13 protein-coding genes are annotated in these 15,324 nt (G+C 66.5%); 10 read left to right on the top strand and 3 right to left on the bottom strand.

The window, feature by feature from the left end:
• Positions 1-50 precede the first annotated feature (50 nt).
• From ABIB28_RS03350 to ABIB28_RS03340, 3 genes are all read left to right on the top strand, one after another.
• Entirely contained in the window at positions 51-728 is a 678-nt protein-coding gene (locus ABIB28_RS03350; protein WP_133190164.1) for a response regulator transcription factor, read from the top strand.
• Positions 715-2,076, top strand: a complete 1,362-nt coding sequence (locus tag ABIB28_RS03345; protein ID WP_354286389.1) for a sensor histidine kinase — start codon at positions 715-717, stop codon at positions 2,074-2,076. The genes ABIB28_RS03350 and ABIB28_RS03345 overlap by 14 nt, the downstream gene beginning before the upstream one ends.
• Positions 2,077-2,166: 90 nt before the next feature.
• The gene (locus ABIB28_RS03340) at positions 2,167-2,706 is read left to right on the top strand and encodes a DUF3833 family protein (protein WP_354286388.1); all 540 of its coding nucleotides are present in this window, start codon (positions 2,167-2,169) and stop codon (positions 2,704-2,706) included.
• Between the two features lie 99 nt (positions 2,707-2,805).
• Here ABIB28_RS03340 and ABIB28_RS03335 read toward each other — a convergent pair whose 3' ends face one another.
• Complete coding sequence (locus tag ABIB28_RS03335) at positions 2,806-3,060, bottom strand: hypothetical protein (protein ID WP_354286386.1); 255 nt, start codon at positions 3,058-3,060, stop codon at positions 2,806-2,808.
• Between the two features lie 147 nt (positions 3,061-3,207).
• On the opposite strand from ABIB28_RS03335, the gene ABIB28_RS03330 reads away from it, so the two are divergent.
• The 7 genes from ABIB28_RS03330 to ABIB28_RS03300 all read left to right on the top strand — a co-directional run bounded on the left by ABIB28_RS03330 (position 3,208) and on the right by ABIB28_RS03300 (position 13,154).
• Positions 3,208-3,939, top strand: coding sequence for a response regulator transcription factor (locus ABIB28_RS03330; RefSeq protein ID WP_354286384.1), 732 nt, complete (start codon positions 3,208-3,210; stop codon positions 3,937-3,939).
• Complete coding sequence (locus ABIB28_RS03325; protein ID WP_206365570.1) at positions 3,936-5,270, top strand: ATP-binding protein; 1,335 nt, start codon at positions 3,936-3,938, stop codon at positions 5,268-5,270. The genes ABIB28_RS03330 and ABIB28_RS03325 overlap by 4 nt, the downstream gene beginning before the upstream one ends.
• A 222-nt stretch (positions 5,271-5,492) precedes the next feature.
• Positions 5,493-6,188 carry a carbonic anhydrase gene (locus ABIB28_RS03320; RefSeq protein ID WP_133190174.1) on the top strand — a complete coding sequence of 232 codons (696 nt, stop codon included), beginning with the start codon at positions 5,493-5,495 and terminating at the stop codon, positions 6,186-6,188.
• Positions 6,189-6,205: 17 nt separating this feature from the next.
• A complete protein-coding gene (locus ABIB28_RS03315) occupies positions 6,206-7,684 on the top strand; it encodes a SulP family inorganic anion transporter (RefSeq protein ID WP_165954579.1) in 1,479 nt (492 codons plus the stop codon).
• A 303-nt stretch (positions 7,685-7,987) separates the two neighbouring features.
• Positions 7,988-8,806, top strand: a complete 819-nt coding sequence (locus tag ABIB28_RS03310; protein ID WP_502958194.1) for a TorF family putative porin — start codon at positions 7,988-7,990, stop codon at positions 8,804-8,806.
• Positions 8,807-8,873: 67 nt separating this feature from the next.
• On the top strand, positions 8,874-10,469 hold the full coding sequence (locus ABIB28_RS03305) for a tetratricopeptide repeat-containing sulfotransferase family protein (RefSeq protein ID WP_354286381.1): 1,596 nt from the start codon (positions 8,874-8,876) through the stop codon (positions 10,467-10,469).
• 102 nt (positions 10,470-10,571) lie between these two features.
• Positions 10,572-13,154 (top strand): TonB-dependent receptor, encoded by a 2,583-nt coding sequence (locus ABIB28_RS03300; protein WP_354286379.1) that lies wholly within the window; start codon positions 10,572-10,574, stop codon positions 13,152-13,154.
• Positions 13,155-13,243: 89 nt separating this feature from the next.
• Here ABIB28_RS03300 and ABIB28_RS03295 read toward each other — a convergent pair whose 3' ends face one another.
• Positions 13,244-13,891 (bottom strand): outer membrane protein, encoded by a 648-nt coding sequence (locus ABIB28_RS03295; protein ID WP_133190182.1) that lies wholly within the window; start codon positions 13,889-13,891, stop codon positions 13,244-13,246.
• A gap of 557 nt (positions 13,892-14,448) precedes the next feature.
• Positions 14,449-15,300, bottom strand: coding sequence for an archaetidylserine decarboxylase (gene asd / locus ABIB28_RS03290; RefSeq protein ID WP_354286378.1), 852 nt, complete (start codon positions 15,298-15,300; stop codon positions 14,449-14,451).
• Positions 15,301-15,324 lie beyond the last annotated feature (24 nt).

The raw sequence follows: 15,324 nt of genomic DNA, 5'->3' as shown, positions 1-15,324 counted from the left end.
GAACCGCAATTCAGTTGACGCCCGCCACCCCCCGCGCCGAACACGCGTGCGTGACTCGCATCCTGCTCCTCGAAGACGATATCGGCACCGCGACCGAGATAACGCTCGAGCTCGTGGCGAACGGCTATGCGGTGACGCACCGGCTCCTTGTATCCGAAGGTTTGGCTGCGGCGCACGAGGAGGCGATCGACTTGCTGATCGTCGACCGCCAATTGCCCGATGGCGACGGGCTCGAACTCATTGCCGCGCTTCGCCGGAGCGGTCGCCGGACGCCGGCACTGGTGCTCAGCGCGCTTGGCAGCCTGGACGATCGCGTGCGCGGGTTGCGCGCGGGCGGCGACGACTATCTGCCCAAGCCCTTCGCGCTGGTCGAGCTGATCGCCCGCGTCGAGGCGCTGCTGCGCCGCCCCAACGAGACGCGCGATACGCGGCTGATTGCCGGGCCGCTCGATCTCGACTTGCTCGCCGGCGTCGCCACGCGCGCCGGTCGCGCGCTAGAGCTGCTGCCGCGCGAATTGAAGCTGCTCGACTATCTGGTGCGGCGCCCGGGCCGCATCGTGACGCGCTCGATGTTGTTGCAGGATGTATGGGGCTATACGTTCGAGCCCAACAGCAACGTGGTCGATGTCCATATCGGCCGGCTGCGGCGCAAGGTCGATGCCGAGGGCGAACCGCAGCTCATCCGCAACGTTCGCGGACAAGGATATATCTTCGATGTTCCTGGCTGACCCGCGCGTGCGTGCGACGTGGCGCTGGGGCGGTGCGATCGCGGTGTTGCTCATCGTCCAGTCGGTGGTGCTGTCGGGGCTGTTCTGGCTGCTCGCCTCGAACAGCCACCGCCATTCGGCCGAGGCAGCGTTCCAGGCCGATTGCCGGACGGTCGGCGCGCTGCACGATCCCGAACGCCATGCCGCCTTGCGCCGGATGATCGCCGAGGACATCCACCGCGATCGCTTCCTCGCTTTGTTCGACGCGGACCGACGGCTGCTCGACGGCAATGTCGCCGCGATCCCGCCGGGCGTCATCGTCGGTCGCGGCTCGACGATCGCGACGGTGGTGCCGACGCAATTGCCCGGCAAGACCAGCGACGTCGCGCGGCTCGCGCTGTGCGCAATGCCCGATGGTGATCTGCTGCTCACCGGGATCGACCTCGACGAAGCCGAAGAGGCGCTCCGCGTCGTCGAGCGATCGCTGATCATCGGGCTCGCACTCGGGCTGGTGCTCGCAGTTGGCGTCGGATTGATCGCGGGCCGCCGTGCCGCGCGCCAAGTCGACAGCGTGCGGGAATTGACCGAGGCGATCGTCGCAGGCGATCTCGACGTGCGGCTTGCGGTTGGCGCGCGGCCCGACAGTTTCGAGCTGCTGTGCGCGCACATCAACACGATGCTCGACCGATTGCAGGTGCTCGTCTCCGATGTGCGCGTCATCGGCGACGACATCGCGCACCAGCTTCGCACGCCGCTCACGCGACTGCGCGCGCGGATCGAGCGCGGCTTGCGCGAGGCGGGCGATCGCCCCGCGTTCGAGCAAGTGGCCGAGGCCGCGCTCGCCGAGATCGACACGCTGCTCGGCATCGTCGCGGCACTGCTGCGCGTCCGCGAGCTCGAGAATACCGCACGGCGCAGCCGCTTCGCGACGATCGACCTCGCGCACCTCGTCGGCGACGCGTGCGAACTCCACACGCCGACCGCCGAGGATCGCGGTATCACGCTCGAGTGCGCGATCGAGCCCGCGCCCGCAGTCGAGGGCGATGCGAGCTTGCTGATCGAAGCGGTGTCCAATCTGATCGACAATGCGATGAAGTTCGGCCCTGCCGGCGGCACCGTCCGCGTCACGCTCCGTCGCGAGGGCGAGGCCGCGGTGATCACCGTCGCCGATGACGGCGCGGGCGTCGCGCCGGCCGAGCGCGCGCTCGTCACGCAGCGTTTCTATCGCGGGCGGCATGAGTGCGAGGGGGCTGGACTCGGCCTCAGCCTCGTCAAGGCGATCGTCGATTTGCACGGCTTCACGCTGCAATTCGCCGACCAGGGGAGCGCGGTGTCGCTCATTTGCCGCCCAACCGCGCGACTGAACTAGAATTTAGAGAGCCAATGCGCGTTTCGTCCGTTGTCGCGGGCGTAGCGCCGTGGACGCATTGTCCTGCGCCGCGTTGAAAGGGCGACACGCATGACCATTTTCGATCGAGCCCGGCGGCATGGCATCGCACCGCTTGGTGCGCTGATCGCCGGCCTCGCCCTCGCCGGCTGCGTGTCGACGACGCATGTCGCAAGCGCACCGGCGCCGCGCTTTGATGCGGTGGCGTTCTTTGCGGGGCGCAGCGAAGGCAAGGGCGTGCTCAAGATCGCGCTGCACCGGCCTGCCACCACGCTGGTCGAGGGCAATGGCCGCGTCACCGACGATGGCAGCATCGTGCTCGATCAGACGGTGCGGCGGCAAGGCAAGCCCGCGACGCAGCGCCAATGGGTGCTGCATCCGGTCGGCACCGATCGCTATATGGGGACGCTCAGCGACGCGGTCGGCCCGGTCGACGGGCGTGTCGACGGCTCTGTGCTGCACTTGCGCTTCGCGATGAAAGGCGGGTTGCAGGCGGAGCAGTTTCTCGCGCTTCAACCGGGCGGAACGGTCGCGCAAAACGTGATGATCGTCCGCAAGATGGGCGTGGCCGTAGCGCGCCTCGACGAAACGATCACGCGGCTCGGGCGCTGAACGCGCCCGAGCGGTTTGCATCCTCTGCCAGTGGCACTCGTCTGCGCGAGGCCTTGGTGGCTTGCATGACCGGCCCGCCTGGCGGCGGGCCCGGTCGCATCAATTGGCCGCGGCGAGCACGGTCTTGGCGGCCGGTGCCGCCTTGGTGGCAGCAACCGCGCTGCGATCGTTACAACGGACCAGCGCGGGCGACTGGACGGTCTTGCCGGCCGGGGTATGGACGTGATGGACGGTGCAACCCTGCTTAAGCGCGTCGCTGACTTGCTGCGGGCTGTGCGCCAGGCGATTGGCGAGCGCGGGCGTTGCAATGAGAGCGGGGGCAATGAGCGCGGCGGCGAGAATGGTGCGGAACATGGGAGATTTCCTCGAAGGGACACTGACACCCAAATACGCGCGCAACCTTGCTCGCGCCGTTCGCCGCGATGACAAAGTGTTTCTGGCACAATCGGCTGGCACGCCGGATTTGACCCCCCTCCAGCCCTCGCCTACCTCACTGCAGCAATGTCTGTAACCGACCCCACCCCGCTCATGCCGACCATCGTCCTGGTCGAGGACGACCCGCATCTGCGCATGCTGACGACGCGCGCGCTGCAGGAAAACGGCTACACCGTCCGCCCCGCCTCGACCGCGCCCGAAATGTGGCTGGCGATCGACCAGGGGCCGGTCGATCTGGTGCTGCTCGACATCATGCTGCCGGGGACCAGCGGGATCGATCTGTGCCGCGCGATCCGCCAGAAGAGCGACGTGCCGATCATCTTCGTCTCGGCCAAGGGATCGGAGACCGACCGCGTCATCGGGCTCGAGCTCGGCGCCGACGATTACATCGCCAAGCCGTTCGGCACGCGCGAATTGCTCGCGCGCGTCCGCGCAGTGCTCCGCCGCGGCGGCGTCGAGCGTCAGGCGACGCCGCGCGACAATGGGATGCTGCGGTTCGACGGTTGGTCGGTCAATTTACCGCGCCGCGAATTGCTGTCGCCGACGGGTGCGCTGGTCGATCTGACCGGCGCCGAGTTCGACCTGCTCGTCACGCTGTGCGACCATAGCGGCCGCGTGATCGCGCGCGAGCGGCTGATCGAGCTCTCGCGCACCCGGCTTGGCGACAGTTCGGATCGCAGCATCGACGTGCTCGTCAGCCGCTTGCGGCGCAAGCTGTCGAGCACCGGCGTCGATGCGCCGATCGCGACGGTGCGTGGCATCGGTTATATGTTCAGCGCCCCCGTGACGCGCGATTGAGCGCGGCGCTGCGCCGGCACCTCCACACCCCGGCCGGCCTGATCGGCCAGATCTTCGCGATCCTCCTGCTCGCGATGATCCTCGAATTCGGCGTGTCGACGGTGCTCTACGAACGCGCGAGCCAATTCTCGGTGCGTGACGACGAGGCGCGGCGGCTTGCCGAGCATCTCGTCATCGCGCGCAAATTGCTCGACGAGCAGGTACCCGCCGCGCGCCCGCTGCTCGCGCGCGAGCTGACCACCAGCCGCTACGAAATCGAGTGGGCGCCAGCGCTCGCCCCGCCGCCGCCACTCGCGCCGTCGCTCGACCGGATGTATCGCCAGGTGATTGGCTGGGAGCCCGATCTCGCGCATGCCGATCTGCGGCTCAACCTCGCCTCGCCCGGCCGCAATGCGGTGACCGCGGGCGGCGTGACGCTCGCCGACCGCAGCTGGATGCGCTTCCACACGCGCCAGCCGATCCACCAGGCCAATCTTTCGAGCGAACGCATCATCCTCGCGATGATTCCGGCGGGCGCCTTGCTGCTGATGGGCGGGCTGTTCATCCGCCGCACGCTGCTCCCCTTGCGACGGCTTGCGCTCGCCGCCGACGCGGTCGGCAGCGGGAGCGACCGCGACGAAGCGGTGCCCGAAGCGGGTCCGAGCGAAGTGCGCCGCGTGATCGGCGCGTTCAACCGGATGCACGCGCGAATCTATCAATTGATCGCCGACCGGACGCAGGCGCTCGCCGCGGTCGGGCACGACCTGCGCACCCCGCTTGCGCGGTTGCGGATGCGCGCCGATGCGATCTCGGACGAGGCGTTGCGCGATGCGGTCGAGGCCGACGTGCTCGAAATGGACGCGATGGTCGCCTCGCTGCTCGCCTATCTCGGCGGCGAGGGCGAGAGCGAGCCGCGCGTGGCGATCGATCTCGCGGTGCTGTGCGAAACGGTGTGCGACGACGTCAGCGATCGCGGACGCGAGGCGGTGTACACCGGCCCCGACCATCTCGAACTGTCGGTGCGCCCCGTCACGCTCAAGCGCGCGATCGTCAACCTCGTCGAGAATGCGCTGCATTACGGCGAGCGCGTCTTCCTGACGCTGCTGCGCGACGGCAGCAGCGTGGTGATCCGGATCGAGGATGACGGACCCGGCATTCCGGCGGCATCGCTGGCGCGCGTGCTCGAGCCCTTCGTGCGGCTCGACACGGCGCGCGCGCGCGACACGATCGGGCTCGGGCTCGGCCTGTCGATCGTCGCGCGCGTGGTGGCGGAGCATGAGGGGACGCTGAGCCTGTCCAACCGGCCCGAGGGCGGGTTGCGCGCGGAGATCGCGCTGCCGGCGGTTTCTTAGACCCAACCGTCACCCCGGCCTTGTGCCGGGGCCCACCGTGCCGCGCACCTTGCGGCTGACAGCGCGCGTGTCCCGGTGGACTCCGGCACAAGGCCGGGGTGACGGTTGGGTCGCCTGCGCCAGAGCAATCATTCGTAACGTACCCGCCGCGTCGCAGCAAAACACGCCGGCTAAATGCTCTCCTGACCCCGTTCCCCCACGGGCACCTCAAGGAGCAGAGTCATGAACGACCTCATCGGACGCGTCCTCAGTTTCGAGAAAGCCGTCTTTCCCGACCAGAGCGCTCTTTATGCAAAGCTCGCGCAGCACGGCCAGAGCCCCAAGGCCCTGATGATCTCGTGCGCCGACTCGCGCGTCGTCCCCGAACATATCATGCAGGCCGAGCCGGGCGATCTGTTCGTCTGCCGTAACGCCGGCAACATCGTCCCGCCGTCGTCGTCGCAAATGGGCGGCGTGTCGTCGACCGTCGAATATGCCGTGTCGGCGCTCGGCGTACGCGACATCATCATTTGCGGCCATTCGGACTGTGGCGCGATGAAGGCGCTGATGAACCCCGAGATGCTGAACGGCATGCCCAATGTCGCCGCCTGGCTGCGCCACAGCCACGCCGCCGAATGCGTCGTGCGCCAGGGCTATCCTGAGCTGACCAACGAGGAAGGCGTCCGCGCCGCAGCGCTCGAGAACGTCGTCGTCCAGCTCCAGCATCTGCGCACGCATCCCTCGGTCGCCGCGGGTATCGCGCGCGGCGAGATCTCGCTGCACGGCTGGTTCTTCGACATCGGCGCCGGCGCGATGTACGCGCTCGACGGCGCAACGGGTCGCTTCGCGCAGATCCAGGCGGATGAGCCGCTTCCCGTCGCCCACGCCGCGCAGCGCCACCGCGCTTCGGACGTCGAGTATCTGGAAGCCGCAGAGTGAAACTCCCGTCGCTGAGCATGATGGGGCGCGATTTCACCGCCTCGATCGTCGTGTTCCTGGTCGCGATGCCCTTGTGTATGGGCATCGCGATCGCGTCGGGCGTGCCGCCTGAAAAGGGCCTGATCACCGGCATCATCGGTGGTCTCGTCGTCGGCATGTTCGCGGGTTCGCCACTCCAGGTCAGCGGGCCCGCCGCGGGCCTCGCGGTGATCGTGTTCGAACTCGTCCGCGATCAGGGCCTGTCAGCCCTTGGACCGATCCTGATCCTGGCCGGAGCGATTCAGGTCGTGGCCGGCATCTTCCGTCTCGGCGGCTGGTTCCGCGCGATCTCGCCCGCGGTGGTGCACGGCATGCTCGCGGGCATCGGTGTGCTGATCGTGGTCGGTCAGTTCCACGTGATGTTCGATGAAAAGCCGCTCCCGAGTGGCCTCAAGAACCTCGCGGCTGTCCCCGGCCGCCTGTTCGGCCTGTCGAGCGACATCGGCACGACCGAAGTCGCGATCGCGCTCGCGATCTTCACCTTGCTCGTGATGCTCGGCTGGGAGAAGTTCCGGCCAAAGGCGCTGCGGCTCGTGCCGGGCGCGTTGCTCGGCGTCGTCGCGGCAACGCTCGTCGCTTGGCTCTCGGGTATCGATGTCGCGCGCGTCGCGGTGCCGCAGAACATCGCCGGCGCGATCAGCCTGCCCGGCGCCGACTTCCTCACGCGCTTCCTTGACCCTGCGGTGATCGGCGCGGCGCTTGCTATCGCCTTCATCGCGAGTGCCGAGACGCTGCTTTCGGCAGCAGCGGTCGACCGCATGCATGACGGCGTGCGCACCGACTATAACAAGGAACTGCGCGCGCAGGGCATCGGTAACCTCCTGTGCGGTTTCGCCGGGTCGCTGCCGATGACGGGCGTGATCGTGCGCAGCTCGGCCAACGTCCAGGCGGGCGCGACGTCGCGGCTGTCGACGATCCTCCACGGTGCGTGGATCCTCGGCTTCGTCGCGCTGCTGCCGTGGCTGCTGCGCGAGATTCCGATGGCGGCGCTCGGGGCGGTGCTCGTGCTGACCGGCTGGCGGCTCGTCAACTTCAGCCATGCCAAGCATCTGTTCAAGGATCACGGGCTGCTGCCGGTGGTGATCTGGGCAGTGACGCTGCTGCTGGTCGTGACGCAGGATCTGCTGACCGGCGTGCTGGTCGGGATCGGGCTGTCGTTGCTCGAACTGATCCCGGTGCTGCGCAACCTCCGCCTCAAGGTGGTGCGTGTCGAGAATGACGGACACGAGACCGTCCATCTCGCGGGTGCCGCGACCTTCCTGACGCTGCCCAAGCTGTCGGGTGCGCTCGATGCCGTGCCCGAGGGTGCCCCGATGCGGCTCGACATGAGCCAGCTTTCGTCGGCGGACCACACGACGGCAGAGTTGCTCAAGGAATGGCTCGCACGCCGCCGTGCGGCGGGTGGCCAGGTCGAAGTCTATGGCGCTTCCGAACGGCTGACCAAACAGACCGCGTAACGCCAGCGAATCCTCCCTTCGGGGAGGGACATAGGGGTGGGGCATCTCTCCCCCGAGACCGACCCCCCAGGTACGCCTCACCCCGACCCCTCCCCTCACCGGGAGGGGTTTTTTGTGCGCTGCCGCATCGAGCAACAGTTCGTTACGATCCGGCAAGGAAGCAGCAGCACAGCGCGCATAAAAAAATGAGGTCCCGGCCGATCGCCGCCCCATCGCTTCCCGTTTGGAGAAGCGCTAGCGGTGAGATGCGGCGGCGGTTGGGGCAGCAGGCGGGACCCGATCGACCGTTTTCAGGGGGTTCCAGTGAAGATCTATTCCACCATCGCGGCGGCCATGCTGACCGCTATCGCCACGCCAGCGTTCGCCGACGAAACCGATCCGCCGCCACCCGTCGTGCTGTCGGGTTCGGTCGCGATCGTGTCGGACTATCGTTTCCGCGGCGTCTCGCAGAGCGACAAGGAGGCCGCGATCCAGGGCGGCATTTCCGCCACGCACAAGAGCGGCCTGTATGTCGGCACCTGGGCATCCAACCTGGCCGGTTGGGGCACCTTTGGCGGCGCCAACATGGAGCTCGATTTGTACGGCGGCTACAAGCGTAGCCTCGGCGGAGGGACGGCAGTCGATGTCGGGCTGACGTGGTATATGTATCCGGGCGGCGCCGATCTCACCGATTTCGGCGAAGGCTATGCCAAGCTGTCGACGACGCTCGGGCCGGTCAGCGCGCTCGCCGGCGTCGCTTATGCGCCCAAGCAGCGCGCGCTCGGCAACTTCTCGAACACGCCGCAGAGCCGCGGGCAGAGCCAGGACAATACCTATCTGTGGGGCGATGTCAGCGCCGGGATCCCGACCACGCCGGTCACCGCCAAAGCGCATCTCGGCTATTCGTGGGGCAATCCGGGGCTCGGGCCGAACGGCACCAGCGTAGCACCGACGGGCAAGTATCTCGACTATCTCGTCGGGCTCGACGTGACCTTCAAGCCCGTCACGCTGGGGCTCGCTTATGTCGGCACCGACATTTCGCGCCGCCGCGCCGCCTATCTGCTGCCCAATTTCTCCTCGACCAAGAACGGGTCGTCGATCTCGTCGGGCAAGCTCGTCGTCTCGCTGTCCGCCGCCTTCTGATCGCGGCTGGATGAAATGCGTCCCCCGCTAGCCGGGGGGCGCATCGCGGCGCTACACAGGGGATCGCATGGCATCCCCTCCCCTCCCGCAATCGCGTTACGCGCCGGCCTTGGTCGAGGCCGCGCTCGCGCTCCACGACAATCGGCTGTCCGATGCCGAACCTTTGCTCAAGCAGCAGCTCAAGCACGATCCGTTCGACGTCGCCGCGATGCGAATGCTCGCCGAGCTTGCCGGGCGGATCGGGCGCTACCGCGATGCCGAGGTGTTGCTGCGCCGCGCGATCGAGCTGTCGCCCGCCTTCACCGCGGCGCGCGCCAATCTCGCGCTGGTGCTCTACCGCCTCAACCGCCCGTCCGAGGCGATCGCCGAGCTCGCCACCGTGGTGGTCGAAGACCCCGACAATCCCGGCCACGCCAATCTCCAGGCCGCCGCGTTCGGCCGGATCGGCGATTTCGACGCGGCGATCGCGCTGTACGAGCGCGTGCTCGCCGACGCCCCGGCACAGCCGCGCGTGTGGATGAGCTTTGGCCATATGCTCAAGACCGTCGGGCGTCAGGCCGACGGGATCGCCGCGTACCGCCGCGCGATCGATCTGTTGCCGAGTCTTGGCGAAGCGTGGTGGAGCCTCGCCAATCTCAAGACGGTGCGCTTCGACGAGGCCGACATCGCGCGGATGGAGGCGGCGCTCGCTGCGACGGGGATCTCGGACGAGGACCGCTTCCACCTCGATTTCGCGCTCGGCAAGGCGTTCGAGGATCGCCGCCAGGCCGAGGCAGCATTCGCGCATTATGCCGCTGGCAATGCGCGCCGCCGCGCGCAGCTGGCGTATGACGCCGAGGAGACGACGCGCTTCGTCGATCGCAGCATCGCGGCGTTCGACGCCAGCTTCTTTGCCGAGCGCACCGGTTCGGGCTGTCCTGCCCCAGACCCGATCTTCATCCTCGGCATGCCGCGCGCTGGATCGACGCTAATCGAACAGATCCTGTCGAGCCACAGCCAGGTCGAGGGCACGAGCGAGCTCCCCAACATCCCCGCGCTCGCCCGCGGCGAACCGGCATATCCCGAGGGCCTTGCCGACTGGTCGCCCGAGCGGCTGCGCGAGGCCGGCGAAGCGTATCTTGCACGCACCCGCATCCAGCGCCGCACCGACCGCCCGTTCTTCATCGACAAACTCCCCAACAATTGGGCACACGTTGCCTTCATCCAGGCGATCCTGCCCAACGCGCGGATCATCGACGCGCGGCGGCATCCGCTCGGCTGCTGCTTTTCCAACTTCAAACAGCATTTCGCGCGCGGTCAGGGCTTCAGCTACGGGCTCGAGGATATGGGGCGTTACTATCGCGATTACGTACGGCTGATGGCGCATGTCGATGCCGTGCTCCCCGGTCGCGTCCACCGCGTGCTGTACGAAGACATGGTGGACGATACCGAGTCCACGGTGCGCGCGCTGCTGACCGCATGCGGACTCGCGTTCGAGCCGGCCTGCCTCGCCTTCCATGAAACCGAGCGCGCGGTACGGACGGCGAGTTCGGAGCAAGTGCGCCGCCCGATCTTCCGCGAGGGCACCGACGCGTGGAAGCCGTTCGAGCCGTGGCTCGGCCCCCTCACGGCGGCGCTCGGCGAGACGCTCGACGCCTATCCGGCAGCACCGAACGCGTTGTAATTCCGCCACGCTTGCGCAGCATTGTTGCTGTCGTGTTGCTGCACGCTTGACGAATACCGCAGTCGCGAACAGCTTCTCCGCAACATCGTAAGGGGGAATTTGATGTCGCTGTTTGGGCACCGCGCCGTCGTCGCTGCATTGCTGTCATCGGTCGCCTGCGTCAGCCCAGCGCTGGCGCAGACCGCACCAGCCGAGCGGACGCCGCCCTCCGAGCCTGTCGTCGATGGCGGCGACATCGTCGTCACCGCGACCAAGCGCTCGGAAACGCTGCAGAGCGTGCCGATCGCGGTCCAGGCGCTGCCGACCAAGGCGCTCGACCAGCTCAACATCACCAACTTCGCGCAATATGCGAAGCAATTACCGTCGGTGTCGTTCCAGCCCGCCGCCAATGCCGGCGGCAATCCCGGCCAGATCGTGATCTACCAGCGCGGCATCGCGGCGGGCGGCGAAGGCAACCATTCGGGCTCGCTCCCCGCGGTCGGCGTCTATCTCGACGAGCAGCCGGTCACGACGGTCGGCGGCAATCTCGACGTCCATATCTATGACGTCGCGCGGATCGAGAGCCTGTCGGGGCCGCAGGGCACGCTGTTCGGCGCCTCGTCGGAGGCGGGCACCGTCCGTATCATCACCAACAAGCCCGATCTCTCGCATTTCTACGGCCGTGCCGATGTCGAGGGCAATCACGTCAGCAAGGGCGGCTTCGGCGGCAAGGCCGAGGGGATGCTCAACATCCCGCTTGCGGACAATATCGCGCTCCGCGTCGTCGGCTTCTACCAGCGCGACGCCGGCTATATCGACAATGTCGCGGGTACACGCCGCTTCTGCGGTGGCACCAACTTCGACGCCGCGGGCAATTGCGTGAAGGACGGCATCACCGTCAACAACGCCAGCTTCGTCAAGAAAGACTATAACGACACCGAAATCGCCGGCGGCCGCGCCGCGCTGAAGATCGATCTCGACAGCAATTGGACCGTGACGCCGACCGTCATGTACCAGGATACCCGCAGCCACGGTGCCTATGGGTATGACCCCAAGGTCGGCGACCTCAAGCTCCAGCATTTCCTGCCCGAATATCGGCGCGACCGCTACGTCCAGGCAGCGCTGACGATCGAGGGCAAGGTCGGCAATTGGGACCTGACCTATGCCGGCGCGTATCTCGACCGCAAGGCGGCGCAGTCGAGCGACTATACCGATTATGCCGAGGCGTATGACAATCTCTATTCATCGGTCGGCGGGCTCGCCGGCTATTTCTATTACAAGGACAATGCCGGACGGCAGATCGCCCCGTTGCAGAACGTGGTGGCGACCGACCATTTCAAGAAACTGAGCCAGGAGCTGCGCGTCGCGAGCCCCGCAAGCGACCGCTTCCGGATCGTCGCGGGCGCATTCTACCAACGCCAGAGCAACGACATCAACCAGGACTACCGCGTCGCCGGGCTCGCCACCGCGCTCTCGGTCAACGGATCGCCGGGCACCTTGTGGCTGACGCAGCAGCACCGCGTCGACAAGGATTATGCGATGTTCGGGGAGGCGAGCTTCGACATCACCCCGACGCTCACCGCGACAGCGGGCGCGCGTGCCTTCATCTACGACAATTCGCTGATCGGCTTCTTCGGCTTCGGTCGCAATCCGTCGGGCAACTATTCGGACACGCCGTATAACGGCGCGGGCAGCTCGCGCACGGGTGTCGCAGGGTGCTTCACCACCAACGGCACGCGGCTGCGCGAAGCCGTCGCCGCGGGCGCATCGACCACGCTCGCCCCCGCCGCAGTCGCCGGGAGCCCGTGTACCAATCTCGGCAATTTTGTCGGAGGGCTTGGGGTCCAACCGGTCAAGGCCTCGGGCCAGGGCGTCACCTATCGCGCCAATCTCAGCTGGAAGCCGGTGCGCGGCGTGCTGCTCTACGGGACCGTTTCGCGCGGCTTCCGCCCGGGTGGGATCAACCGGCGCGCCGACGTCGCGCCCTATGCCGCCGATTATCTGACCAATTACGAATTCGGCGCCAAGACCACGCTGCTCGGTGGACGAGCGCATATCAACGGCGCAATCTATCAGGAGGATTGGGCCAAGTTCCAATTCTCCTATCTCGGCGCAAACAGCTTCACCGAGATCCACAACGGCCCGAATGCGCGCGTCCGCGGGATCGAGCTCAACGGCAACCTCAACCTCGGCGGGCTGACGCTCAGCGCGTCGGGAGCGTATAACGACGCCAAGACGCGGCAGAATCTGTGCCTGATCGACGATCCGACGTATCGCTGCACCGACACCGGCAATGGCAACATCGTCTCGGCGCCGGCAGGCACGCGGCTGCCGATCACGCCGCGCTTCAAGGGGAGCGCGTCGGCGCGCTATTCGGTGCCGGTCGGCAGCTTCAAGGCGTACGGCCAGGGCGTCGTCTCGCACCAAAGCTCGGCCGCGTCGGACATCCGCACCGCGACCAAATATCCGACCGGAGACGTCTACAACCCCGCCGCGGTGCTCGGCCGGCTCGCCGCCTTCACCAGCGCCGATTTTGCACTCGGCGCGGAGTTCAACCGCTTCAGCATCGAGCTGTTCCTCCAGAATGCGTTCGACACGCGCGGGCAGATCGCGCGCTTCCAGGAATGCGGCAGCTGCGGTCAGCGGCCCTACATCATCCCGATCGTCCCGCAGACGGTCGGCGTGCGGCTCCACAGCGAGTTCTGAGCGGCGCGACGCGCGCTCTGCGCCGGACACGAAAAGGGCGGGGAGTGTCGCCACTCCCCGCCCCCTCGCGCTGTCCGAAAAGTTTAGGCTTAGAAGTGCGTGATCACGCCCAGCATCGGCCGCAGGCTCTTGAAGTTGCTGTAGGTGTTGACCTCGGCACGGATGCGGAAGCCCGCATTGCCCGTGATGCCCTTGAGACCGATGTCCTTGGGGCCGAACTCGGTGCCGATGCCGTAGGTGATCGAGTCATACTTCTTGTCGTTGCGGTTGCCCGTCGTATAGGCGGGGAACTTGTCGAACTCGACCCACTGGTAGCCGACCTTGCCGTAGAACATACCGCTGTCGCCAGCGCGGACGCCGAAGCGGCCTGCTGCGCCATATTCCCAGTTGATGTTGCCCGACACGCCCTTGATGACGTTGCCTTCAACACCGACGAACACCGGACCGAGCGGAACGTTGACGCCGACGACGCCCTGCACCAGCGCACCGGCGAGGCGATAGTTGTTGCGCAGCGAGCCATTGGCGTTGAGCGCGCGCGGGATGCCGTGGTTGGGCTGGTTGTCGAACTGTTCCCAGCCGCCCATCACGCCGACATAGGGCTCGATGCCGAATGCACGGCTGCCGTCGGGTGCGGTCGGAGCGGTTTCGACTGGCGCAGCGGCGGGCGCGTCCTGGGCGAAAGCGGGCGCAGCGACGACCACGGCCAACGCGGCAGCGGCGATTTTAAGAGTACGCATGTGGAATGACCTTAATTTACGGACGTTTTTTAGGGGGTGTGCCGGGTATGTGTCCGGAAGCCCGGTGCGCCCTTAACAAGCTTTTGCAGCCGATGTTGCACCGCAGCGTAATAATCTTGCCGACCCGAGATTTTGTCACATTTCTGCAACGGTTTCTTTCCACAGGATGAACGAAACCCGGAAAATGCCTCCACTGGCGTAGTTTGCGCTCCGGGTTGGGGACGTCGTGCCTTCCACCAGGTCGAGACTCAGGTAGCTCGAGCAACGCGATTCCGACACATCGCACGGCCGAGTCGGCACCGAGGTCGGGAACGGTAGGCAGCCGTACAGACGACACCCGATGCAATGCGATCGCACCGCCAAAAATGCACTGGGCGGACGACATCAGCGCGCCGACAAAAAAGTCGGGGCGGGGCTAGGATCAAAGTCGCAACCCGCGCGACGGCGGCGCGCGCCGGTTGCAAACGTCCAGGGCCGGGTGAGCCCCAAGCCATTCCATGTGGGCATCTGGGGTGTAGCGGATTTACGAAACAAATCTGCTGGTTGAGCCTCGGGTGTCACATCGGGCGATCGCCCATGCGCTCACCAAGCCGCACCGGCCGCGCCGGCATCCAGCTTTGATCAAACGCAATCGTTCCCTGCCGGAATAGCATCACGATCGTCGAGCCAAGCAGGAAGCGCCCCATTTCCTCGCCCTGCTCGAGCGCAATCGCTTGATCGGCATAGCGCCATTCCGTCGGCTTGCCAGTCCGCTTTGCATTGACGGTGCCGTGCCATGCGGTCGCGATGCTCCCGACGATCGTGGCTCCGACGAGCACCATCACGAACGTGCCATGCTCCGAGCTCTCGAACACGCACACGAGACGTTCATTTCGCGCAAACAGATTGGGCACGCCGCGTACGGTGACGGGGTTCACGGAAAACAGCGTGCCCGGAATGTGACGCATCCGGATCAGGCTGCCGGCACACGGCATATGCAGCCGGTGATAGTCGCGTGGCGACAGATACAGATTTGCAAAACTGCCATGACGGAACTCGGCAGCCAGTGTGGCGTCGCCGCCGACCAGTTCGGTCGTGGTGAACCGGTGTCCCTTGGCTTGCACGATGTGATGGTCGTCGATCGCCCCGACTTGGCTGATCGCGCCATCGACTGGGCAGATGAAGTCAGCCTGCGCCAAGGGGCGAATGCCCGCCCGCAAGGGCCGCGAGAAAAAGTCGTTGAAGCTGGCATAGCTGGCGACATCCGAATTTTCGGCTTCGCTCATGTCGACCCCGTATCGGGCGACGAACCATCGGATCAGTCGAGTGGTCATCGCACCACCTCGCGCGCTGGCGATACGACCCGCCAGAAGGGTCAGGCGCTGTTTCGGCAGGGCGTATTGAAGCAGGACAGCAAATCGATCGGACATCTTGGACCCTCGCGCATCGGCCAG

The sequence above is a fragment of the Sphingomonas sp. UYEF23 genome (genome assembly GCF_040546165.1).
GTDB classification, from domain to species: Bacteria; Pseudomonadota; Alphaproteobacteria; order Sphingomonadales; family Sphingomonadaceae; genus Sphingomonas; species Sphingomonas glacialis.
The sequence above is the reverse complement of the archived record's forward strand: the minus strand, read 5'-3'. Positions and strand labels throughout refer to the sequence as shown.